Origin of the sequence: Plantibacter sp. MMLR14_011 (genome assembly GCF_001865025.1) — a bacterium.
GTDB classification, from domain to species: Bacteria; Actinomycetota; Actinomycetes; order Actinomycetales; family Microbacteriaceae; genus Plantibacter; species Plantibacter flavus_A.
In genome coordinates, this window is the sequence record NZ_MJGW01000008.1 from 391,609 (window position 1) to 415,132 (window position 23,524).

General features: G+C 68.6%; 20 protein-coding genes. 3 read left to right on the forward strand and 17 right to left on the reverse strand.

All coding sequences use genetic code 11. The features are described from left to right. Positions 1–61: 61 nt before the first annotated feature. From murC to BIU99_RS06320, 12 genes are all read right to left on the reverse strand, one after another. On the reverse strand, positions 62–1,474 hold the full coding sequence (murC, locus tag BIU99_RS06265) for a UDP-N-acetylmuramate--L-alanine ligase (protein WP_071260278.1): 1,413 nt from the start codon (positions 1,472–1,474) through the stop codon (positions 62–64). A gap of 27 nt (positions 1,475–1,501) precedes the next feature. Continuing rightward, positions 1,502–2,599 (reverse strand): glycosyltransferase, encoded by a 1,098-nt coding sequence (locus BIU99_RS06270; RefSeq protein ID WP_071260280.1) that lies wholly within the window; start codon positions 2,597–2,599, stop codon positions 1,502–1,504. Beyond that, a complete protein-coding gene (gene ftsW, locus BIU99_RS06275; protein ID WP_254773582.1) occupies positions 2,596–3,846 on the reverse strand; it encodes a putative lipid II flippase FtsW in 1,251 nt (416 codons plus the stop codon). The genes BIU99_RS06270 and ftsW overlap by 4 nt, the downstream gene beginning before the upstream one ends. A gap of 31 nt (positions 3,847–3,877) precedes the next feature. Continuing rightward, a complete protein-coding gene (gene murD, locus BIU99_RS06280) occupies positions 3,878–5,389 on the reverse strand; it encodes a UDP-N-acetylmuramoyl-L-alanine--D-glutamate ligase (protein WP_071260282.1) in 1,512 nt (503 codons plus the stop codon). Beyond that, entirely contained in the window at positions 5,386–6,483 is a 1,098-nt protein-coding gene (mraY, locus tag BIU99_RS06285; RefSeq protein ID WP_064296998.1) for a phospho-N-acetylmuramoyl-pentapeptide-transferase, read from the reverse strand. Before mraY ends, murD begins: the two co-directional genes overlap by 4 nt. Continuing rightward, complete coding sequence (gene murF, locus BIU99_RS06290; protein ID WP_071260390.1) at positions 6,480–7,886, reverse strand: UDP-N-acetylmuramoyl-tripeptide--D-alanyl-D-alanine ligase; 1,407 nt, start codon at positions 7,884–7,886, stop codon at positions 6,480–6,482. The genes mraY and murF overlap by 4 nt, the downstream gene beginning before the upstream one ends. After that, entirely contained in the window at positions 7,886–9,430 is a 1,545-nt protein-coding gene (locus tag BIU99_RS06295) for a Mur ligase family protein (protein WP_236555472.1), read from the reverse strand. The genes murF and BIU99_RS06295 overlap by 1 nt, the downstream gene beginning before the upstream one ends. Positions 9,431–9,456: 26 nt before the next feature. Beyond that, positions 9,457–11,229: a penicillin-binding protein 2 gene (locus tag BIU99_RS06300; RefSeq protein ID WP_064297000.1), complete on the reverse strand. Its 1,773-nt coding sequence runs from the start codon at positions 11,227–11,229 to the stop codon at positions 9,457–9,459. Between the two features lie 73 nt (positions 11,230–11,302). Further along, positions 11,303–11,896, reverse strand: a complete 594-nt coding sequence (locus BIU99_RS06305) for a hypothetical protein (RefSeq protein ID WP_064297001.1) — start codon at positions 11,894–11,896, stop codon at positions 11,303–11,305. Next, complete coding sequence (rsmH, locus tag BIU99_RS06310) at positions 11,893–12,846, reverse strand: 16S rRNA (cytosine(1402)-N(4))-methyltransferase RsmH (protein ID WP_071260286.1); 954 nt, start codon at positions 12,844–12,846, stop codon at positions 11,893–11,895. The genes BIU99_RS06305 and rsmH overlap by 4 nt, the downstream gene beginning before the upstream one ends. Positions 12,847–12,985: 139 nt before the next feature. After that, positions 12,986–13,417 carry a division/cell wall cluster transcriptional repressor MraZ gene (mraZ, locus tag BIU99_RS06315; RefSeq protein WP_064297003.1) on the reverse strand — a complete coding sequence of 144 codons (432 nt, stop codon included), beginning with the start codon at positions 13,415–13,417 and terminating at the stop codon, positions 12,986–12,988. A gap of 315 nt (positions 13,418–13,732) precedes the next feature. Beyond that, entirely contained in the window at positions 13,733–14,107 is a 375-nt protein-coding gene (locus tag BIU99_RS06320; RefSeq protein ID WP_064297004.1) for a DUF3040 domain-containing protein, read from the reverse strand. A 75-nt stretch (positions 14,108–14,182) separates the two neighbouring features. Between BIU99_RS06320 and BIU99_RS06325 the strand changes: the two genes are divergently transcribed. Then, complete coding sequence (locus BIU99_RS06325; RefSeq protein WP_064297005.1) at positions 14,183–15,283, forward strand: polyprenyl synthetase family protein; 1,101 nt, start codon at positions 14,183–14,185, stop codon at positions 15,281–15,283. A gap of 25 nt (positions 15,284–15,308) precedes the next feature. Here the strand turns inward: BIU99_RS06325 and BIU99_RS06330 are convergent, their stop codons facing one another. Continuing rightward, positions 15,309–15,650, reverse strand: a complete 342-nt coding sequence (locus tag BIU99_RS06330; RefSeq protein ID WP_064297006.1) for an Rv2175c family DNA-binding protein — start codon at positions 15,648–15,650, stop codon at positions 15,309–15,311. A 130-nt stretch (positions 15,651–15,780) separates the two neighbouring features. Between BIU99_RS06330 and pknB the strand changes: the two genes are divergently transcribed. Next, positions 15,781–17,727 carry a Stk1 family PASTA domain-containing Ser/Thr kinase gene (gene pknB, locus BIU99_RS06335; protein WP_064297007.1) on the forward strand — a complete coding sequence of 649 codons (1,947 nt, stop codon included), beginning with the start codon at positions 15,781–15,783 and terminating at the stop codon, positions 17,725–17,727. 87 nt (positions 17,728–17,814) lie between these two features. Here the strand turns inward: pknB and BIU99_RS06340 are convergent, their stop codons facing one another. From BIU99_RS06340 to BIU99_RS06350, 3 genes are all read right to left on the reverse strand, one after another. Beyond that, entirely contained in the window at positions 17,815–19,161 is a 1,347-nt protein-coding gene (locus tag BIU99_RS06340; protein WP_064297008.1) for a class II 3-deoxy-7-phosphoheptulonate synthase, read from the reverse strand. Between the two features lie 119 nt (positions 19,162–19,280). Continuing rightward, entirely contained in the window at positions 19,281–19,964 is a 684-nt protein-coding gene (locus BIU99_RS06345) for a 1-acyl-sn-glycerol-3-phosphate acyltransferase (RefSeq protein WP_064297009.1), read from the reverse strand. Between the two features lie 26 nt (positions 19,965–19,990). Further along, the gene (locus BIU99_RS06350; RefSeq protein WP_064297010.1) at positions 19,991–20,944 is read right to left on the reverse strand and encodes an ROK family glucokinase; all 954 of its coding nucleotides are present in this window, start codon (positions 20,942–20,944) and stop codon (positions 19,991–19,993) included. Positions 20,945–21,131: 187 nt separating this feature from the next. Between BIU99_RS06350 and BIU99_RS06355 the strand changes: the two genes are divergently transcribed. After that, on the forward strand, positions 21,132–22,961 hold the full coding sequence (locus tag BIU99_RS06355) for a long-chain fatty acid--CoA ligase (protein ID WP_071260288.1): 1,830 nt from the start codon (positions 21,132–21,134) through the stop codon (positions 22,959–22,961). A 54-nt stretch (positions 22,962–23,015) separates the two neighbouring features. On the opposite strand, the gene BIU99_RS06360 is transcribed toward BIU99_RS06355, so the two are convergent. Further along, complete coding sequence (locus tag BIU99_RS06360; protein ID WP_064297012.1) at positions 23,016–23,507, reverse strand: peptide deformylase; 492 nt, start codon at positions 23,505–23,507, stop codon at positions 23,016–23,018. Positions 23,508–23,524: the final 17 nt, after the last annotated feature.

Below are 23,524 nucleotides of genomic sequence, written 5' to 3' on the forward strand. Positions count from 1 at the left end.
ACGCTCGGGGCGCGGACTGGCCGCGGGGTCGAAGCCGTCCGGGCGCTTCACCGGACGCCCATCAGAGGGACTCGCGACCGGCGATGGCCTCGAGGAGCTGCGGAACGATCCGGTAGACGTCGCCGCATCCGAGCGTGATGACGAAGTCGCCTGGTCGCACGACCGTCGCCGTGTAGTCCGCGGCGCGCTGCCAGTCGTCGATGTACGCGACGCGGTCCGCGGCGGAGAACCGGGTCGACACGGTCGCACCGGTCACGCCGGGCTCGGGGTCCTCGCGCGCACCGTAGACCTCGAGCACGACCGTGTGGTCGGCGTACCGTTCGAGGGCGTCGGCGAACTCCTGGGCGAACAGTCGGGTCCGGCTGTACAGGTGCGGTTGGTGGACGGCGATGATGCGTCCGTCGCCGACCACGGTGCGCGCTGCGGCGAGGGCTGCGGCGACCTCGGTGGGGTGGTGCGCGTAGTCGTCGTAGACGCTCACACCGTCGACGACACCGTGCAGTTCGAATCGGCGCTGCGTCCCGCCGAAGGCGGTGATGCCTCGGAGCGCGTCCGCCGGGTCGAATCCGACACCGACGAGGACCGCGAAGGCGCCGGCCGCGTTGACGGCGTTGTGGCGCCCGGGCACGCGGAGGGTAGCCGCGTAGCTGGTGCCCTCGTAGCTGAGTTGGAAGGAGACCGGACCGGTGGAGCCGACGTCGTGCAGTCGGACGTCCGCGTCGGCGGCCTCTCCGAACGTCAGCACACGCTTGCCGTCCGCGGCCTCGCGGAGCGCCGGGGTGATCCGGACCGCACCGGCGTCGTCCGAGGAGATGACGACGAGTTCGCGTGCCTGCTGGGCGAAGGTCACGAACGCCTGCTCGAACGCTTCGAGCGAGCCGTAGTGGTCCAAGTGGTCCGGGTCGATGTTCGTGATGAGCGCGACCGCCGTGTCGTAGAGCAGGAACGAACCGTCCGACTCGTCCGCCTCGACGACGAACAGCTCTCCGGCGCCTCTGGCCGAGCTCAGCCCGAGGGACTCGATCACGCCACCGTTGACGAAGCTGGGGTCGGCACCGAGCTCCAGGAGCGCCGTGATGATCATGCCGGTCGACGTCGTCTTCCCGTGGGCCCCCGCGACGGAGATGAGTCGCGTCCCGGAGGTCAGCCATGCGAGCGCCTGTGATCGATGCAGGATCGTGAGACCCCGTTCCTTCGCGAGCAGGTACTCGGGATTGTCAGCCCAGAGCGCTCCGGTCACGACGAGGGTGTCAGCGTCGCCGACGTTCCGTGCATCGTGCCCGATGGCGACCGGGATGCCGAGCTCGCGCAGTGCGTCGATGTTCTTCGACTCGCGCACGTCCGAGCCGGTCACACGCGATCCGGCGCTCACGAACAACCGGGCGATGCCGCTCATCCCGCTGCCGCCGATGCCGACGAAGTGCACGACGCCGAGGTCGGCGGGGATCTCGACGGTGGGGTCTGGCTTGATCACGGTGTCACGCTTTCTGGGAAGACTGGATCACCGGCCGCGCACGCGCTGCACCGATGGTTGGAGCGCCTCATCGATGAGGGCGATGACGCGAGCCGTGCCGTCGGAGACGCCGACGCTCTTGGATTGGGCGGCCAGGTCGTCCACCCGGTGCCGATCGCTCAGCAACGGGACGAGGTGCTCACGCACCCAGACCGGCACGAACTGCGCGTCATCTACCATAACCGCTCCCCCGGCCCGCACGACGTCGGCGGCGTTGAAGCGCTGCTCACCGTTGCCGACCGGATAGGGGACGTAGACGGCCGGGAGCCCGACCGCGCACAGCTCGCTGACCGTGGCGCTGCCGGCACGCGACACCGCGAAGTCGGCGGCGGCGATGGCGAGTTCCATCCGGGAGCAGTACTCGAGGAGGTGGTAGTGGTCGACACCGGGATCCGAGATCTCGCTCTTCGCACCCGTGATGTGGAGCACCTGCCAACCTGCCGCGACGACGTCTTCGGCGCTCTGGCTCATCGTCGCGTTGATCCGTCTCGCACCGAGCGAACCGCCGGTGACGAGCAGCAGTGGTCGGTCCGGCATGAGGCCGAACTCCGCGAGGGCCGCCGGCCGGAGCGCCTCGCGGTCCAGCTCCTCGATCTCGCGACGCAGCGGCATGCCGACGAAGCGTGCGTTGCGGATGGGCGTGTGGTGGAAGGCGACACCGACGTAAGGCGTGTACCTCGCGCCGAGCCGGTTCGCGAGGCCCGGACGGGCGTTCGCCTCGTGGATGACCAGCGGAACACCGGCGCGCCTGGCCGCCGTGTACGCCGGTGCGGCCGCGTAGCCGCCGAAACCGATCACGACGTCCACCCGGTGCTCCCGGATCATCGCGACCACGGCTGCGACCGTCCGGCGGAGGCGACCGGGGAAGCGGAGCGCATCGATGTTCGGCCGGCGGGGGAAGGGCAGTTTGGGGATCGTGAGCAGTTCGTAGCCGCGTTCCGGGACGAGTCGCGCCTCGAGGCCCTCCGCCGTACCGACCACGAGGATGGTCGCCTCAGGGTCTCTGGCGCGGAGGCCGTCGGCCACCGCCAACAGCGGATTGACATGGCCGGCGGTGCCGCCGCCGGCCAGGAGGAAGGTCGTCATCGGGTGACTCCGGAGGATTGGGGACGTCGAGCGGGTGACCGACGGGACTGCTGGGACGCGGGGCGCCCCCGCTCCCGGGCGAACGACAGGACGATCCCGATCGCGACGAGGGTGGTGAGCAGCGCCGTGCCGCCCGAGGACAGGAGCGGTAACGGCACGCCGAGCACGGGGAGGACTCCGAGGACGACGCCGATGTTCACGAGTGCCTGGCCGATGATCCAGGCCATGATGGCGCCGGTGGTGATCCGGACGAAGGAGTCGTCGCTGGTACGGATCACCCGGATGAACATGACGGCGAGGAAGACGAACAGTCCGAGGACGAGGACGGCGCCGATGAGGCCCAGCTCCTCGCCGATCGCCGCGAAGATGAAGTCGTTCGAGATCGCCGGCAGCCATCCGTACTTCGCGCGCGAGTTGCCGAGACCGACGCCCCAGAGGCCGCCGTTCGCCAGGGCCCACGTGCCGTGGGTCGACTGCCAGTCGGCGTTCTCGTAGTCGCCCTTGCCGTCGCCGAAGAACGCCATGATGCGCTGCATGCGGTTGGCGCTCGTGACGGCCATGATGAGGAACAGCACGGCCCCGGCGACCACCGGGATCGCGATGTAGCGCAGTCGCACTCCGGCGAAGTACAGCGCCGAGAACACGATGAGGGCCATGATCACGACGGTACCGAGGTCGCCACCGAGCAGGACGAGGCCGATGGAGAGACCGGCGAAGGGGATGACCGGGATCAGGGCGTGCTTCCATTCAAGGAGACGCGGCTGCTTGATCGTCAGCACGAGCCCGAGCCACACGACCAGCGCGAGCTTGACCGCTTCCGAGGGCTGCGCGGTGAAGCCGCCGATCTCGATCCAGTTGCGGTTGCCGCCGATCTCGTAGCCGAGCGGTGTGAAGACGAGCAGTTGCAGGCCCATGGCGACGAGGAGGAACACCCACGCCCACTTCTTCCAGAACCGTGCCGGGAAGCGGCTCACGATCAGCATGAGCGGGACACCGATCATCGCGAACGTCGCCTGGCGCCAGAACAGCCCGAAATACCCGTCGCCGGCCTCGTAGGACTCGACGGAGGACGAGGACAGCACCATGACGAGCCCGAGCCCGACGAGGAAGAGGGTGACACCCAGGAGGAGGAAGTAGTTCTTCGACTCCGGACGCAGCACCTTGCCCAGCGAGATCCGTGCACTCGACATGCCCTTCGGCGACGTCGGCGCGTCGGGTGTCCCACTGCCTGAGGCGGTCGTCGTCATCCGGGACGATGAGGACCGCGCGCGGCGCGGGTCAGCGCGAGGCGGATCGATCATCCGCCTCACCTCCCAGCTCTGCTTCGACGGCGGCCTGGAACAGGCGACCACGGTGTCCGTAGTCCGTGAACTGGTCCATCGAGGCGGCTGCAGGAGCGAGGAGCACGGTGTCCCCTGCCTGCGCGACCTCGGCGGCCCGGCGAACGGCCTCCGGCATGACGTGTTCAGTCTCCGCTGCGTCGACCTCGATGACGGTCAGCGTCGGCGCGTGTCGCGCGAATGCCGCGAGGACCTCCGAGCGGTCGGCGCCGATCACGACGGCCGCGCGCAGGTGGTCGGCGTGCCGCTCCACCAGACGATCGATCGAGACGCCCTTCAACAGGCCTCCGACGATCCACACCACCGAGCGGTAGGCGGCGAGCGAGGCGTCGGCGGCGTGCGGGTTGGTGGCCTTCGAGTCGTCGATCCAGTCCACCTCGAGCCTTCGCGCGATGAGCTGGATCCGGTGCGCGTCCAGGCCGAACGACAGCAGGGTGTCGCGCACCGCCTCGACCGTGATGCCGGCGGCCCGGGCGAGGGCCGCGGCCGCCAGGATGTTGGCGACGATGTGCGGAGCGGCGAGTCCGCGCTGGGCGAGCGCTTCGACCGTCGTGATCTCGAGGGCGCTCGTCCGACGGTCGTCGAGGAACGCGCGGTCCACCAGGATGCCGTCCACGACGCCGAAGTCGCTCGGTCCGGGGACGTCGAGGCCGAACCCGACGGCGCGGGCGCCGTCGACGACCTCGGCCTCCTCGACCATCGACATGGTCGCCGCGTCAGCGCGGTTGTAGACGCACGCGACCTTCGTGTTCTCGTACACCACGGCCTTCGCCGCCCGGTACGCCTCGGCTGAGCCGTGCCAGTCGAGGTGGTCGTCGGCGAGGTTCAGGCAGACACTGGCGAGCGGTGAGACGATGCTCCGACCGCCCTGCAGGCCGAGGGTGTGCAACTGGTAACTGGAGAGCTCGACGACGAAGAAGTCGAAGCCCTGCGGATCACGGACGGCGTCCAGGACCGGGACGCCGATGTTGCCGCAGGGCGCCGCGCGGAAGCCCGCCTCGACGAGCATCGACGCCGTCAGCTGAACGGTGGTGGTCTTGCCGTTCGTGCCGGTGATGCAGATCCACTCGGCCGGGGTGCCGACCTTGTCGCGGACCCGCCAGGCGAGCTCGATGTCACCCCAGACTGCGACCCCGGCCGCCTGCGCCCACGTGACGACGGCGTGGTCGGGGTGGAATCCGGGTGAGACGACGACGAGCTCCGGAGCGAACTCGACGAGCTCTGACGGCACGGTCGACAGGTCCCGCTGGATGAGCCGCGCACCGATGACGCCGACGAGTTCGGCACGTTCGTCCGCGGCCTCGCCTGCCAGGACCAGTACCTCCGAGCCGAGCTCGGCGAGGGTGTCAGCGACGGAGAACCCGGTCATCCCGAGTCCCAGGACGGCGACCCGCAGATCACGCCAGTCGGCGTGCCAGCTGCGGAGCCCGTCGAGGCGCTCAGCGCTCATCGGCTCAGCCACTCGAGGTAGAAGGAACCCACACCCGCGGCGACGAGCAGACCGCCGATGATCCAGAAGCGGACGACGACGGTGACCTCGGCCCAACCCTTGAGCTCGAAGTGGTGGTGGATGGGGCTCATGAGGAAGATGCGCTTGCCGTGGGTCGCCTTGAAGTAGACCCGCTGGACGATCACGGAACCGGCCTCGATGACGAAGAGACCACCGACGAGCACCAGGAGGAGCTCGGTCTTGCTGAGGATGGCCAGAGCCGCGAGCGCTCCACCGAGCGCCAACGACCCGCTGTCACCCATGAAGATCTGTGCCGGCGAGGTGTTCCACCAGAGGAACCCGATGAGCGCTCCCACGATCGCCGCTGCGACCACGGCGAGGTCGAGTGGATCCCTGACGTCGTAACACTTGTAGGCGACGTCGGAGGCGAGCGAAGAGCTGAAGCACGACTGGTTGAACTGCCAGAAGCCGATGATGATGTACGAGCCGATCGCGAGGATCGAGGCGCCGGTGGCGAGCCCGTCGAGCCCGTCGGTGACGTTCACGCCGTTCGACGTCGCGGCCACGATCACCGAGGTCCAGAGGATGTACAGCAGGATGCCGATCACCGGGATGCCGATCGCCATGAAGTTGATCGGGATGTCGCGGATGATCGAGATGTTCGTCGAAGCCGGGGTGAACCCCTCGGTGTTCGGGAAGTTGATCGCGAGGACGGCGAAGACCGTCGCGACGATGAGTTGCCCGGCGACCTTCGCCCACCCGCCGAGGCCGAGGCTCTGCTTCTTCCGGACCTTCAGGAAGTCGTCGATGAATCCGACGATGCCGAGGCCGACCATCATGAGCAGGACCAGGAGCGCCGAGACCCCGACCTGCTCCTGGAAGATCAGATAGCTCGCGAAGAAACCGACGAGGGTGCCGACGATGATGATGACGCCGCCCATCGTCGCGGTCCCGCGCTTCGTGTGGTGGCTCTGTGGTCCGTCGTCACGGATGAACTGGCCCCAGGCCAGCTTGCGGAACGCTCTGATGAACAGCGGGGTCAGGAAGAGGGAGAACGCCAGCGAGATCGCTCCCGCGGCCAACAGGACTCTCATGCGTACAACTCCCCCAGTCGATCGCCCAGCAACCGGAGTCCGGCCGCGTTGGACGATTTGACGAGCACGGTGTCGCCCGGGGCGATCTCCGCGCTCAAGTACGCGAACGCCTCGTCCGCGGTCGCGAAGTACACCGACTCCCCGTCCCACGACCCTTCGTTGATCGCGGTGATGTGCATGCGGCGGGCCTCGGGGCCGACCACGACGAGGCGGCCGATGCCGAGCCGGACGACCTGGAGCCCGATCCGGTCGTGTTCCTCGCCCGCCCAGTCGCCCAGTTCGCTCATGGCACCGAGCACCGCGATGGTCCGGCCGCGTTCAGCACCGATCTGGGCGAGGGTCCGGATGGCGGCCGACATCGAGTCGGGGCTGGCGTTGTAGGCGTCGTTGATGATGGACACGTCGTCGCGTCCACCGAGGGGCTCCATCCGCCAGCGCTCCGCCCGACTCACGCTCTCGAGGGCGTCGACGATGAGGTCGATCTCCACACCGAGTTCGTGGGCGGCTGCGGCCGCGGCGAGGGCGTTCATGACGTGGTGCTCACCGAGCACCTTGAACCGGACGGGCGCTGAGGAACCGTCGGGCAGGTGCAGCGTGAACGCGGTTCCGGACGCCGTCGCGACGATGTCGGTCGCGCGAACGGCGGCGCGATCGTCGAGGCCGAACCAGAGCACGCGTGCCTGGGTGGCATGGGCCATACCGGCCACCCGTGGATCGTCGAGGTTGAGGACGGCGACGTCCTCCGGGAGCAGCTCGGACACCATCTCGGTCTTCGCCGTGACGGTCGCTTCGATCCCGCCGAACTCCCCCGCGTGCGCGAGTCCGACCTTCAGGACCACGCCGATGTCGGGCTTCGCCATGCGGATGAGTCGGGCGATCTCGCCGATGCCGCTGGCACCCATCTCCGCGACGAGGAACCGCGTCTCGTTCGTCACGCGCAGCATGGTGATCGGCGCTCCGACCTCGTTGTTGAAGGAGGCCTTGGGGCTGACCGTCTCCCCGACGCGCTCGAGGACCGCGGCGAGGAGGTTCTTGGTCGTGGTCTTGCCGTTGGAGCCGGTGATACCGACGATCCGGAGTCGTCCGAGCGCGCGCACCCTCGTGATGACCTCGGTGGCGAGGGCACCGAGCGCGGTCACGGAGTTCTCGACGACGATCTGCGGCACGGCGACGGCCAGCTCCCGTTCGACGATGAGCAGCGCGGCGCCGTTGGCGACCGCCGCATCGGCGAACAGGTGTCCGTCGGTCTCCTCGCCGGGCTTCGCGACGAAGATGTCGCCGGGCGTGACGAGTCGGGAGTCGGTGTCGGCGACGCCGGACACGACGAGGCCGGGGTCCGCCGGACCGGGGATCAGTCGGCCGTCGGTCGCCGCGGCGATCTCGGTGAGGGTCAGATCGATCATCAGAGCCACCCTGCCTCGCGCAGCGCGTCGCGCGAGTCGTCGCGCGCCGAGTACGGGAGCTTCACGCCGGCCACCTCGTGGTAGTCCTCGTGCCCCGGTCCGGCGTAGAGGATGGTGTCGCCCTGACCGGCCAGCGCGAGGGCGGTGCGGAACGCGGTCGCCGGGTCGGCGACCTCGTGCAACTCGCCGTCCGGTGCGGCTTCGCGGGCGGCTTCGAGGAGCACGCGTCGGATCGACGCCGGGTCCTCGCTCCGGGGATGGAAGTCGGTGACCACCACGACGTCGGCACCCCGGGCCGCGATCGCGCCCATGTCGCGACGCTTCGTCGTGTCGCGGTCTCCGTCGGCGCCGAACACCATGATGACGCGGCCCGGCGTGACGGCCCGGATGGCCGCGAGGGTGTTGAGGAACGCGTCGGGGCTGTGCCCGTAGTCGATGTACACGACCGGGCCGCGGTCGCCGCTGATCCGCTCGGCACGCCCGGGGATGTAGGCGTCGATCCCACCGTCCCGCTCGAGGGCCTGGGCGATCATGTCGAACTCCACACCGGACTCGACGAGCATCACGATCGCGAGCGCGGCGTTCGCCGCCATGAACCAGCCGAGCAGCGGCACGCTCGTCACGAGCACCTGGTCGCCGGGGCCGTCGAGGCGGAACGTCGTGGAACCGGCGGTCTCCTCGAGGATCGTCATGCGCCAGTCGGCGTCGACCTCCGGGCGGGTCGTCAGGGTCGTCACCGGGATCCGGCTCTGCTCGACGAGCCGGCCGCCCCACTCGGAATCGATCGTGACCACGCCTCGTCGGGCGCGATCGGGCTCGAACAGCTCCCGCTTGGCCGCGAAGTACTCGTCGAAGTCGCCGTAGTCGTCGAAGTGGTCGTGGCTGAGGTTGGTGAAGCCGACCACGTCGAAGACGATGCCGTCGACGCGGTGCCTCGTCAGCGCCTGGGCGGAGACCTCGATGGCGACCGCGCGCACCTCGGACTCGCGCATGCGCGCGAGCAGCGCGTGCAGCTCGCTGGCCTCCGGCGTGGTGAGGGAGCTCGTCACCGCGAGGTCGCCGATGCGCCGCTCCGCGGTCGAGCTCAGCCCGGAGACGATCCCGAGTTGCGCGAGCATGCCGCTCAGGAGATAGACCACGCTCGTCTTGCCGTTGGTGCCGGTCACGCCGAACAGCGTCGGTGGTTCCTCGGCCGTGCGGTAGACCCAGGCGGCGAGGTGGCCGAGGGCGGCACGTGGCTCCGGCACGACGATGATCGGCAGACCGGCCGCTGCGGCCAGGTCTCGTCCGGCGTCGTCCGTGAGCACCGCGACAGCGCCGCGTTCCTTCGCCTGCTCCGCATACGCGGCACCGTGGGCGCGGACACCCGGCATGCCGATGTAGAGGTCACCGGGCTCGACGGCACCGGAGCTCAGACTGACGCCGCTGATCTCCACGCCGTCGGCCGAGCCGTGCAGGTCGAGGTCGAATTCGGTCACCAGCTGCGAGAGCGCCCGCCGTTGCGGATGTTCCGGCCTGAGGCTGATCGGGCCCTGATTGTTCACGCTGAGCCCATCCTTCATGAGGTCGTTCAAAATCTGAGCGGCAGGTTCGGTGCCGGCTCCGTGGACGGCTGCACTCCCCTGCTCTTCAGCACCTGGGTGGTCACATCCCGGAAGATGGGAGCGACTGCAGCCGATGAATTCATCTTAACCGGGTCGGCCAGGTTCACCGAAACGACGAACTGCGGCGCTTCCGCAGGGGCGAAACCGGCCATCGAGACGAGGTAGCTCGAGCTGTAGCCGCCGTCGCCGTCGGGCTGCTGTGCGGTACCGGTCTTCATGGCCACCCGGTAGCCGGGGACGTCGACGTTCTTGGCGACCCAGCTCTCCTGGTCGACCATCTCGAGCATGTCGCTGACCTGCTTCGCCGCGTCGGCGGAGACGACCTGGGTCCCGGTCGCGTCGGGGACGTCGGTCATGGTGCCGTCGGCGTTCCGGCACCCCTCGACCAGCTGGACGGGCATGCGGACACCGCCGTTCGCGATCGTCTGGTACAGGCTGGCGCCCTGGATCGCGGTCGTCGAGAAGCCCTGACCGAACATGGTCGCGTAGTCCGTCTGGTTGTCCCAGTCCGCAGGGTCCGCCATGAGGCCACCGGACTCGCTCGGGAAGCCGACCTCGGTCTTCTGCAGCTGACCGAACTTCTGGAAGTACGCGTAGCGGGTGTCGGCGCTCATCTTCTCGCCGAACTGCGATATCCCCGTGTTGGACGATTCGACCATGACACCCGACAGGGTGAGGTTCAGATCCGCGTGGAACTCGCTGTCGTTGATGTCGGCACCGTTCGAGGGCTTGTACCGGAACGGAGCGACCACCTGGGAGTTCGGATTCGCGACACCCTGGTCGATGAGCGCCGCGGCGGTGAGCGACTTGTACGTCGATCCCGGTTCGAACGGCGCGGCGAAGGCCCGTGAGCCTCGGTCCTCGGACGGCGTCGCGCTGACGTTGCCGGGGTCGACGGCCGGGTACTCGGCGACGGCGAGGAGCTTGCCGGTCTTGACCTCCATCACCGTGACGACGCCCCAGCTCGCACCGACCGCTTCGGCCTGCGCGGCGAGCGACTGCTGCGAGAACCACTGGATGTCCTTGTCGAGCGTGAGCACGACGTCGCCGCCGTCCTTCGCCGGCTTCGTCACCGTGGTGCCGGGGAGCGGGAGACCGCCACTGCCCTTCTCGTACGTCGTGCGACCGTCCTTGCCGGCGAGGCAGGAGTTCTCCATGAGTTCGACGCCCGCCTGGGCCTCGCCCTCCTCGCCCACGAAGCCGACGATGTTGCCGGCGACGGCACCGTTCGGGTACACCCGGTAGGGCTCCTCCTTGAAGGTCGTCCACGGGATCTCCAGCGCCTTGAGCGCTCGGAGCTGGTCGAGCGTGAGCTTCTTCGCGATGAGGGCGTAGAGCGAGTCCTTGTCCGCGGCGAGGGCGTCCGTGATGAGCGCGAGGACCTCCGGACCGGGCTTGCCGATGATCGCGCCGATCTCGTTCGTCGCCTGCTCGAGGGTGATCGTCTGCTCGGCGCCGTCGACGTCGCGTTCGAACGGACCGGCGTCCTTCGGAGATGCCGCCATGCTGTACCGCATGACCGCTTCGGCGAGCACCGAACCGTCGGAGGCGAGGATGTTGCCGCGGGTGGCGAGGATCGTGTCACCCGTCTCGGTCTTCTCGAGGGATTCGGCGCTCAAGGCACTCGCGCGGACCACTTGGATGTCCACCAGACGCAGGACGAAGAGCGTCATCACGATGGAGACCGCGACGATGGTGAACGCGAGGCGTCGGCGCGTGGTCTTCGTGTGTCTCACCATGATGCCCGCACCGCGTCCTCTCCCGACGTCGCACCTCCGAGCAGGGCGTCGTCCTTCACCGTGAGCCGTCCGGTCATCGTGTGGTCGGCGACGGCAGCCCGTCCTGCAACGGTACGGGCGGGGTGACCGCTTCCTGACTCGACGCGCCGTCTGCGGCGGCGGCGTTCTGCCCGCCGACGAGCGGGAGCGTCGCGGCCTGTGCGTTCGGCACGAGGGCGGCGTTGAAGATCGGACTCGTGCTCGCCGACGCCGGCGTGGGCGTCCCCAGCACGGCACCGTCGGAGAGTCGGAGGTAGGTCGGGAGCGAGTTGCCCACCATGCCGAGTGCCTGCGCGTTCACGGCGAGGTACTGGGGCGAGGCCAGGCGGTCGAGGTCCTCGGCCAGCGCGGCCGAGGTGCGGCCGAGTTCGACCTGCTTCCCCTCGAGCTGCTGGATCTGGTATGCGCCCTGGCTCAACCCGACGCTGAGGAGCAACTGACCGACGACGATGGCGACGACCGCACCGACGACGATGACCGCGTACATCGGCCGTGGTCGGAGCTTCGAGCGCGCCCCGGTCGTGACCGCACGGATGTGCTGCCGTTCGGGGGCCGTCCGGGTCGGCTGCGGCCGAGCGCGTCCGAGCCGTTCTGGTGCGAGATCGAGTGCTGCGGTCGCTCCGCTCATGCTGGCCTCCTCAGCCGTTCGGCCGCGCGGAGTCGCACGGGTTTCGCTCGGGGGTTCTCGTCGATCTCGGGCTCGGTGGCGAGTTCGGCGCCCTTGACGAGGAGCTTCAGCTCCGCGCTGTGCTCCGGGAGCTCGACGGGCAGCCCCGCCGGCGTGGTCGACTTCGCCCGCGCCTGGAGCTCGCGCTTGACGATCCGGTCCTCGAGCGACTGGTACGACAGGAACACGATCCGGCCTCCGACCCGAAGCAGGTCGAGCGCGCGGGGCACGGCGGCCTCGAGGACCGACAGCTCCGCGTTGACCTCGATGCGCAGCGCCTGGAAGACCCGCTTGGCCGGGTGTCCGGTGCGACGTGCGGCCGCCGGAGTGGCCCGATCGATGAGTTCGACGAGCTGACCGGAACTCGTCAGGGGTCGCTGCTGGCGTTCCTCGACGATGCGGCGTGCGTAGCGCTGCGCCAACTTCTCGTCGCCGTACTCCCAGAAGATCTTCCGAAGCGCGACCTCGTCGTAGGTGGCGAGGACCGTCTCCGCCGTCAGCTCGCTCGACGCGTCCATCCGCATGTCGAGAGGAGCGTCCTGCGAGTACGAGAAGCCGCGTTCGGTCCGATCGAGCTGCAGCGAGGAGACACCGAGGTCGAACAGGATCCCGTCCACCTGCGGGAACCCGAGCTCCTCGGCCGCCTCGTCGATGTCGTCGTAGACGGCTTTGACGAACCGAGCGCGCGACCCGAAGCGCGCGAGCCGCTCCTGAGCGATGTCGAGCGCGTCGAGGTCGCGGTCGAGCCCGATGAGGGTCAACTGCGGGAACCGCTCGAGCATGGCCTCGGCGTGGCCCGCCATGCCGAGTGTGGCGTCGATGAGGACCGCGCCCTCGTGTGACACGGCGGGGGCGAGCAACTCGATGCATCGCTCGAGGAGGACCGGGGTGTGGATGTCGTTGATGGCCATATGCGTAATCCGGACGGTCCCTGACCCCTGATCCCCATCCGTTCCGACCTGGCACCGGGGAAGTGTGTCAGGGCGGGCTCCGACCTGACACCGGGGAAGTGTGTCAGGGCGGGACGGCTGGGAGTCAGGGGGCAGGGCACTAGAAGAGTCCGGGGATCACCTCCTCGGCGGTCTCGGAGAAGACGCTCTCCTGTTCGGCGAGGTAGGACTCCCATGCCTCGGCGTCCCAGATCTCCGCGCGGCTGCCGGCGCCGATGACCACGAGGTCGCGGCTCAGCCCGGCGTACTGGCGGAGGTTGGACGGAATGGTCACGCGGTGCTGCTTGTCGGGCGTCTCGGCGCTCGCTCCGGAGAGGAACACGCGCAGGTAGTCGCGGGCCTGCTTGCTGGTGACCGGAGCCTGGCGGATCTTCTCGTGGAGCGCCTCGAACTCCCGCGTGCTGAAGACGTAGATGCAGTGCTCCTGGCCTCGAGTCATGACGACCCCGCCGGAGAGCTCATCGCGGAACTTCGCCGGCAGGATGATGCGACCTTTTTCGTCGAGTTTGGGGGCGTGACTACCGAGGAACATACGCCCCCGCCCCCAATCGTTCTGGCCAACATCTTGGTTGGGCTCCACTTTACTCCACTTTGCACCACCAATGCAGCACATTCCCCCACATTGGTCCATTTGCCCATGAAAAAAACCCCGCAAAGTCAGGACTCTGCGGGGTGGAGGGAAATGGAGGGGTTTTGTCATACCCGGGACGATCAGGGAGGGCCCGAAACGACGAAACGGGGCCGATCCGAAGATCGGCCCCGTTCAGGGTCGTGGTGCGGCGGCGCCGCGAGGGAGCGAAGTGGAGTCAGGTGGCCGACCGAGGAGCGACCGGGTGACCGGGCCTCGCTAGCGTTCGTCGCCTGACTGACGCTTGTCCCAGCGATCGTTGAAGCGGTCCATCAGACGCGACGACTTCTGGCCGGCCGGAGCCGCCTGACGAGGACGCGGCTGTTCGAGCGGAGCCCGGGTCGGTTTCGTCGCCACGAGCACGCCCGTGAGCATGATCGCGAACCCGAGCAGACCGACGATGGGCTGCTGGATCACGACTCCGAGCACGAGGCCGATCGCCCCGACCACCGCGATGAGGGAGCCGAGCGCGATTCCGCGGTAACTCGGTTTGCCCGCGCCAGCGCTGACCTTGGAGACGAAATCGGCATCGCTGCGGTAGAGGTGGCGTTCCATCTCATCGAGGAGCCGTTGCTCCTGCTCTGAAAGTGGCATCTGATTCCCCTCAAGGTCACACGACGCGACGTTGTTGATCGAGTCTAGCCACCGAAGCATGACTAGGCTAGGTGCGTGATCGAAAGCAATGAACTCGCCACCCTGGTGGGCCGCGGGCTCTCCGACTTTCTATCCTCGCGAAGCTCCATTGTCGCGCAGATCGGCCCGGAGCTCTCCCCGTTCCTCGACTTCTCCCGGGAATTTCTCAGCGGTGGGAAGCGGTTCCGAGCACAGTTCTGCTTCCGGGGCTGGCAGGCCGTCTCGACCGGGAGACACGCCAGCGGTCAGGGCGGCCTCGAGACCGTCATCGCGACCTGTGGAGCACTCGAGCTGTTCCATGCCGCAGCGCTCGTCCACGACGACATCATCGACAACTCCGACACCCGCCGTGGCGCACCGTCGGCTCACGTCTCCTTCGCGGAGTTGCACCGCCGCAGCAGATGGGACGGCGACCCGACCACCTTCGGTACCGGAGCCGCCACGCTCCTCGGCGACCTGCTCCTCGGCTGGAGTGACGAACTCCTCGACGACGGACTCGACCAGCTGGACGACCGCACCGCCGCTCGCGCAGCGCGGGCCGAGTTCAACCGGATGCGGACCGAGGTCACGGCCGGCCAGTACCTCGACATCCTCGAGGAGCGCGCCTGGCGCGACGCCGCCGACGACGAACAGCGCCGCCGGGCCGAGCGCGTCCTCATCTTCAAATCGGCCAAGTACAGCATCGAGTCCCCGCTCGCGCTCGGGGCGCTCCTCGGCGGCGGGAACGAACAGCAGCTCGCGTCGCTCCGCGGGTACGGCCTCCCCCTCGGCATCGCGTTCCAGCTGCGCGACGACCTCCTCGGCGTCTACGGCGATCCCGCTGTGACCGGCAAGCCGAGTGGCGACGACCTCCGCGAGGGCAAGCGGACCATCCTCATCGCGCTCACGAGGGAGGCCCTCCAGCCGGGCGCGCGCGCCATCCTCGACGAGCTGCTCGGGGACCCCGAACTCGACGACGACCAGATCGGCCTGCTCCAGGCGACCATCCGCGACAGCGGGGCCGTCGACCAGGTGGAGAAGCTCATCCAGGACCACGTCGCAAGGGCACTCTCCGCACTGGGCGAGGCTCCGATCAACGACGACGCCCGGGCCCACCTGCGCGGCCTCGCGGTCGCGGTCGCACGCCGCGAGACCTGAGCCGTCCGGCTCGGACAGCTCAGGATCAGGCGAGCGCCTGAGCCACCCGGCGGACCTCGGAACGACGTCCCTCGCGGAGGGCTTGGATCGGGGAGGTCCCGATCGCGTCGTCGTCCTCGAGCATCCAGACCATCGCGGCCTCGTCGTCGAAGCCGTTGTCGGACAGCAGCGTGAGCGTGCCGCGCAGGTTGTGCACCGGCCCGCCGTCCGCGATGAACGACGACGGCACCTGCAGCACGCCGTCGCGCCGGACGGCGAGGAGGTCGCGCTCCTCGAGGTACTGGCGGATGCGTCGGATCGGCAGCCCGAGTTCGGTCGCCAGATCGGGAAGGGTGAACCACACGAGTTCGGAATTCTGCTCAGTCACGCACAGCAGTCTGCCACGACCGCGCTCCGCTCGGCGCCGTCGGATCGCGTTCGGGTAACGATCCGGGCGCCTCGCCGCCCTCCCGGGGTGTTGACAGCTCTTCGCGCCCGACGTTCCATACACTCGACTGGTGAGTAGCAACCAGCAGACCGATCCGATGATCGGCCGTCTCCTCGACGGGAGATATCAGGTGCGCTCACGCATCGCCCGGGGCGGCATGGCGACGGTGTACCTCGCCACCGATCTCCGGCTGGAACGGCGCGTCGCGATCAAGGTCATGCACGGCCATCTCTCGGACGACACGACGTTCAAGAACCGCTTCATCCAGGAGGCGCGCTCCGCCGCCCGGCTCGCGAACCCTCACGTCGTCAGCGTGTTCGACCAGGGCCAGGACTCCGACATGGCCTACCTCGTCATGGAGCACCTGCCGGGGATCACCCTCCGCGACCTCATCCGCGACAACGGCACGCTCACCCCTCGGCAGGCCGCCGACATCCTCGACGCCGTGCTGTCCGGTCTCGCCGCCGCGCACCGCGCCGGCATCGTCCACCGCGACGTCAAGCCGGAGAACGTCCTGCTCGCCGACGACGGGCGCATCAAGATCGGCGACTTCGGCCTCGCGAGAGCCGCGAGCGCGAACACGGCCACCGGCCAGGCACTCCTCGGGACGATCGCCTACCTCTCCCCCGAACTCGTCACCCGTGGACAGGCCGACGCGCGGAGCGACATCTACGCACTCGGTATCATGCTCTACGAGATGCTCACCGGCGAGCAGCCCTACAAGGGCGAGCAGCCGATGCAGATCGCCTACCAGCACGCCAACGAGTCGGTCCCCGCACCGAGCGCCAAGAACCCCGCCGTCCCGAAGGAACTCGACGACCTCGTGTTCTGGGCCACGGAGCGCGAACCGGACGATCGTCCGTCCAACGCCGGCGAGATGCTCGAGCGCCTGCGGTCCATCGAGTCCAGTCTCGGGTTCACCTCGGTCGCCACCGGGGCGCAGCCCACGATCGTCATGCCGGCCTCCTACTCGAGCGAGCACGCCGACGACGTCACCCAGGTCATCGGCCGCAACACCAAACCGCAGCAGGTCCCGGTGCGCGCCGACGCGACGGACGGTCCGGGCAAGCTCGCCACGAAGGCGCGCAAGCGCAGCCGCGTGGGCGTCGCGCTGTTCACGATCGTCCTCATGCTCGCTGCGCTCGCCGGTGGGACCGGATGGTACTTCGGCCAGGGCCCCGGCTCGCTCGTCGAGGTCCCGAACGTCGCCGACGGGAGTTTCGACCAGGCGTCAGCCAAACTCGTGGAGCTGGGCTTCGTGCCCGTCGAAGGCGCGACGTTCAGCCTCACCGTCCCGGCCGGCACGGTCGCCGGCAGTGATCCGCCGTCCGGCTCGAAGATCGACAAGGGCAGCTCCGTCACGGTCCTCGTCTCCCAGGGACCGCAGCCGGTGGACATCCCGGTCCTCGCCGGGCTCGCACAGTCCGACGCCGAGCAGCAGTTGGACGCGCTCGGCGTCGCCGTCGGCACCGTGAACCAGCAGTTCGACCCGAGCATCGCGAAGGACATCGTGCTCGCGGCGACCGACGCGACCTCGGGAGCCGACTACAGCCAGGGTGGGCCGTCCTTCCAAGGCTCCACGGTGACGCTGCTCGTGTCGGCCGGACAGGTGCCCTCGGTCTCGGGGATGACGCCGGATCAGGCGCGCGACGCGCTCGAATCCGTCGGGCTCGGCGTGGGGACCTCCGACGAGGCGTTCGACGACACGATCCCCGCTGGGCAGGTCATCGGCATCCAGGCCAAGACCGATGCGGACGGGAACGAGACGGCCTTCATCCCGGGCGACGACGTGACCTTGATCGTGTCCAAGGGCGTCGAGTTGGTCGCCGTCCCCGACACCACCGGCCAGACGATCAATCAGGCCATCACGACACTCCAGGACGCCGGGTTCACCGTCGGTGACATCGCCGTGGCAGAGGCCTTCCGCGACATCTTCAAGGTGAAGAAGACCGATCCCCCGGCGGGCAAGTCCGTCAAGAAGGGCTCGACCGTCAACATCACCGACTTCGGTCTGTAGCCACGGCGACACCTGCTCGACCCACACGGCTGTCACACGTCGAAGCGCCCATGCCGGATCCGGCACGGGCGCTTCGTCGTGTGAGACCTACTTCGCGGCGGCGAGTTCCTCCGCCACGAGGAAGGCGAGCTCCAGCGACTGCATGTGGTTGAGGCGAGGATCGCACAGCGACTCGTACCGCGTCGCCAAGGTGGCCTCGTCGATCTGCTCCGAGCCGCCCAGGCACTCGGTGACGTCGTCGCCGGTGAGCTCGACGTGGATGCCGCCGGGGTGCGTCCCTGCGGAGCGGTGGGCTTCGAAGAACCCCTTGACCTCGTCCACGACGTCGTCAAAGCGACGCGTCTTGTAGCCGGTGGGCGTCGTGAGTCCGTTGCCGTGCATCGGATCGGTGACCCAGAGCGGCGTCGCGTCGGCACCCTTGATCGCCTCGAGCAGCGGAGGCAGGGCGTCCCTGATCTTGCCCGCACCCATCCGCGTGATGAACGTCAGGCGCCCGGGCTCACGCTCGGGGTCGAGCTTGTCGATGAGACGCAGCATGTCGTCGGCCGAGGTGGTCGGGCCGAGCTTCACGCCGATCGGGTTGCGGACTCGCGACAGGAAGTCGACGTGCGCGCCGTCGAGCTCGCGGGTCCGCTCCCCGATCCACACGAAGTGGGCGGAGGTGTTGTATGGCGTGCCGGTCCGCGAGTCGATCCGCGTCATCGGTCGCTCGTAGTCCATGAGCAACGCCTCGTGGCTCGAGTAGAACTCGACACCCCGCAGCTGGTCGAAGTCGGCTCCGGCCGCCTCCATGAACTTGATCGCACGATCGATGTCGCGCGCCAGTCCCTCGTAGCGGTGGTTCACCGGGTTGGCGGCGAACCCCTTGTTCCAGCTGTGGACCTCGCGGAGGTCGGCGAACCCGCCCTGGGTGAACGCCCGGATGAGGTTCAGCGTCGATGCGGAGGTGTGGTACCCCTTGACGAGCCGAGCGGGGTCGGCCGTGCGCGACTCCGGGGTGAAGTCGTAGCCGTTGACGATGTCGCCGCGGTAGGCGGGCAGGGTGACGTCGCCCCGCGTCTCGGAGTCGTTGGAGCGCGGCTTGGCGAACTGCCCGGCCATCCGGCCCATCTTGACGACCGGCATCGACGCACCGTACGTGAGCACGACGGCCATCTGCAGAACCGTCTTCACGCGGTTGCGGATCTGCTCGGCGGTCGCACCGGCGAAGGTCTCGGCGCAATCGCCGCCCTGGAGCAGGAACGCGTTGCCGCTCGCCGCCCGGGCCAACCGGTCGCGCAGGATGTCGACCTCGCCGGCGAAGACCAGCGGAGGGAGGGTCGCAAGTTCGGCGGAGGCACGCGCCACCGCGGCCTGGTCCGGCCATGACGGCTGCTGCTTGATCGGCAGCTCACGCCAATAGTCCAGTCCGGCGATCACCGAGGGTTCGGCCATGACGACTGGTTCTGTAGCGTGGGACACGGATTTCCTGTTTCTCTTCGACCGGACGCGCTCCGGAGCCCGCCCGGAAGGGGGAACGGACCGCGATCGCGGCCCGGTTTTTCAGCTTAGCGTCACGCCGACGCGGCGCGCTCCTTGACGCTCGTGGCGTAGACGTCGCGATAGTCCTGGCCCGAGAGCTTGCGGAGCTCGACCATCAACTCGTCCGTGACGCTGCGGAGGATGAAGCGGTCCCCCTCCATGCCCTCGAACCGCGAGAAGTCGAGCGGCTTGCCGATGACGATCCCGATCCGACGGATCCGGGGCAGCTTCGTGCCGATGGGCATGACCTTCTCGGTGTCGATCATCGCGACGGGGACGATGGGGACCCCGGCCTCGAGCACCATCCGCGCGACGCCGGTGCGGCCGCGGTACATCGTCCCGTCGGGGCTACGGGTGCCCTCCGGATAGATCCCCAGCAGGTGACCGCCACCGAGGACCGCGAGTCCGGTGTTGAGCGAGGCCTCGGAGGCCTTACCTCCCGACCGGTCGATCGGGAGCTGCCCCGTGCCGAGCATGAAGGTCTTCGTGGCCCAGCCGCCGAAACCCTTGCCGCGGAAGTACTCGCTCTTGGCCAGGAAGGAGATCCGCCGATCGACGCACAGCGGGAGGATCACCGAGTCGATGAAGGACAGGTGGTTGCTGGCGATGATCGCGCCGCCGTGCTCCGGGATGTTCTCGGCGCCGATCACCCACGGCCGGAAGATCGACTTGAGGATCGGGCCGGCGACCAGGTACTTCATGAACCAGTAGAACATCGTGCTCCTCCGTCTTGCCGTCGTCGTCAGCCGAGGACGAGGGCGCTCCTGGCGAGATCGCCGGCGCCGATGACCCCGGCGTCGTTCACGAGCTGCGCGATGCTGAAGGACGGCTCCGGGTGGAACCCGCGCGCCGGGAGGTGTGTCAGGAACGCCTCACGAACGGGGTCCAGGAGGAGGTCGCCGGCCTGGGCGACGCCGCCGCCGATCACGAAGATGTTGGGGTCGAGGATGGCCGACATGCTCGCAAGAGCCTGCCCCAGCAGATCGGCGAGCTCATTGAGGCACCGGAGCGCGCCGGGATCGCCGGACTCGAGCAGGGCGGAGACGTGGTGTCCGTTCAGCAGCCCGCCGGCCGCGGCACGGGCTCGGGCGAGGGCGGCACCGTCGCCACCGGCGTCCGCTGCCTCGTTCGCGAGCCGGAGCAACGCGTTCCCCGAGCAGTACTGCTCGACGCAGCCACGCGCGCCGCAGCCGCAGGGCAGACCGTCCGGGATGAGGCGCATGTGTCCCAGTTCCGCACCGCTGCCGAAGCCACCGGTCAGCAGCCGGTCGTCGAGGACGATCGCCCCGCCCACTCCCGTGCCGATCGTCACCATGACCATGCTGCGTTCCTCGCGCCCCGCACCGAACCGGAACTCGGCCCAACCCGCGGCGTTCGCGTCGTTCTCGATCGTCACGACCTTGTCGGGCAGCCGCGCGGCCAGCCGGGCCTGCAGGGGCTCGTTCCGCCAGGCGATGTTCGGCGAGTAGTAGACGGTCGAGCGCGTGGCGTCGAAGAACCCCGGCGCTGCGACGCCCACGCTCGAGATGCTGCCGTCGTCCAAGGACCGGACCATGGCGACGACGTCGTCGATGATGGCGTCGGGATCGGAGGCCTGCGTCGGCGTGCGCCCGGCCGCGAGGATCCGGCCGTCGTCGTCGACGACCCCGCCCGCGATCTTCGTCCCGCCGATGTCGATGCCGATCGCGTTTGCCATAACGGTGCCGTCTCCCTGTCCTGATGTCGCCGATACCGGCAGCGGCGTGTGACCGACCGTCAGTCGAGTCGGTCGCCCGCGCGCCGCAGTCGAGTCTACTGAGCGTCTGCGCGCCACAGAAACCGCGCAAACACCCGTGCTCTAGGATGGAGCAACATCTTGCCGACCTGGTACCGAAGGAGTTGCCGTGGAACAGTTCGACGTCCCTGCAGTCGTCGCAGCAGACCCATCCGCCAATGCGACCGATCTGCTCGTGAAGCGCCTGGCTGCTGCGCCCGACGCCGCGCTGTTCGCCGTTCCCCGCGGGTCGGAGTGGGTGGACGTGACCACCGCCGAATTCCACGCGCAGGTCGTCGCCCTGGCGAAGGGCCTCGTCGCCGCGGGGATCGAACCCGGCGACAAGATCGGGCTCATGTGCAAGACCCGGTACGAGTGGACCCTCATCGACTTCGCCGTCTGGTTCGCCGGAGCACTCCTCGTCCCGATCTACGAGACCAGCTCGCCGAGCCAGGTGCAGTGGATCCTCAGCGACTCGGGAGCGACCAGCGTGCTGGTCGAGACACCCGACCAGTTCGCCCGCTTCGACGAGGTGCACGGTGACCTCCCCGACGTCGCGCGGGTCTGGCAGATCGACCTCGGTGACCTCGACAAGATCGCGGCCGCCGGCGTCGACGTCCCCGACGAGGAGATCGAACGCCGTCGCAACCTCGCCGTGGGTTCCGACATGGCGACCCTCATCTACACCTCCGGCTCGACCGGTCGGCCGAAGGGGTGCGTCCTCACCCACTCGAACTTCGTCGAGCTGTCGCGGAACTCGGCAGTCGCACTCAAGGACGTCGTGTCCGCTCCCGGTGCCTCCACCCTCCTCTTCATCACGACGGCGCACATCTTCGCGCGCTTCATCGCCGTGCTGTGCGTGCACTCCGGCGTGAAGACGGGCCATCAGCCCGACACGAAGCAGCTGCTCCCCTCGCTCGGCACGTTCAAGCCGACGTTCCTCCTCGCGGTCCCCCGGGTCTTCGAGAAGGTCTACAACTCCTCCGAGCAGAAGGCGGAGGCCGGCGGCAAGGGCAAGATCTTCCGTGCAGCCGCCGAGACCGGGATCGCCTACTCGAAGGCCCTCGAGAGCGGTTCCGTGCCGTTCGGCCTGAAGGTGAAGTTCCGGGTCCTCGACCGCCTCGTGCTGTCGAAGATCCGCACGGCCATGGGCGGCCGGGTGCGGTACGCGGTCTCCGGCAGCGCTCCACTCGGTCCGCGACTCGGTCACTTCTTCCACGCGCTCGGCATCGTGATCCTCGAGGGCTACGGCCTCACCGAGACCACCGCGCCCGCGACGGTCAACCTCGCCCAGAAGTCGAAGATCGGGACGGTCGGACCGGCGCTCCCCGGCGTCTCCCTCCGCATTGCCGACGACGGCGAGGTCGAGGTGCGCGGGATCAACGTCTTCAAGGAGTACTGGCAGAACCCCGAGGCGACGGCGGAGGCCTTCGACGACGGCTGGTTCCGCACCGGCGACATCGGCTCCTTCGACGCCGACGGCTTCCTCACGATCACCGGGCGGAAGAAGGAGATCATCGTCACCGCCGGCGGGAAGAACGTCGCCCCGGCGGCGCTCGAGGACCCGATCCGCGCGACCCCGGTCGTCGGCCAGGTCGTCGTCGTCGGCGATCAGAAGCCGTTCATCAGCGCCCTCATCACGCTCGACACCGAGATGCTGCCGTCATGGCTCGCCAACAACGGCCAGGACGCCTCGATGAGCGCCGCCGAGGCTGCTCGGAACCCCGCGGTGCTCGCCGCCGTCCAGCGCGCCATCGACGAGGCCAACACCAAGGTGTCCCGCGCGGAGTCGATCCGCAAGTTCGTCATCCTCGACGACGAGCTCACGGAGGCGAGCGGGCACCTCACGCCGAAGCTCAGCATCAAGCGGAACGTGATCCTCAAGGACTTCGCGGAGACGATCGAGGGCATGTACCTCGGAGCGGGTTCGCCCGAGACCCAGGGGATGTCCCTGAAGTAGCGCCTCGACGGGCTCGGCGGTCGGTCGACGACCGCCGGGCCCGTCGACCGGCGTCTAGAACCAGTCGCTCTCGCGGACCTGCTTCATCGCCTCGCGGCGGTGCTCCTTCGACAGCCGGTCGAGGTAGAGCATGCCGTCGAGGTGGTCGGTCTCGTGCTGCAACGCCTGGGCGAGGAGTCCTTCACCCTCGACGACGAGCTCCTGCCCGTCGAGGTCGATGCCGACGGCACGGGCGTAGGGATGGCGCGGCGTCGGGAACCAGAGTCCGGGCACCGACAGGCAGCCCTCGCCGATCTCCTCGAGTTCGCCGCGCACCTCGACGAGCTTCGGGTTGATGAGGTACCCGATGACGCCGTCGACGTTGTAGCTGAACACGCGGAGTCCGACGCCGATCTGCGTCGCGGCGACGCCGGCACGGCCGGGGAGCTCCACGCTGTCCACGAGATCGCGGACGAGGCTGCGGATGTCGTCGTCGATCGTGACGACCTCGGCCGTCGGAGCCTTCAGGACCGGGTCGCCGAAGTGTCTGATGGGTCGTGTCGTCACGGGTTGGATCCTTCCGG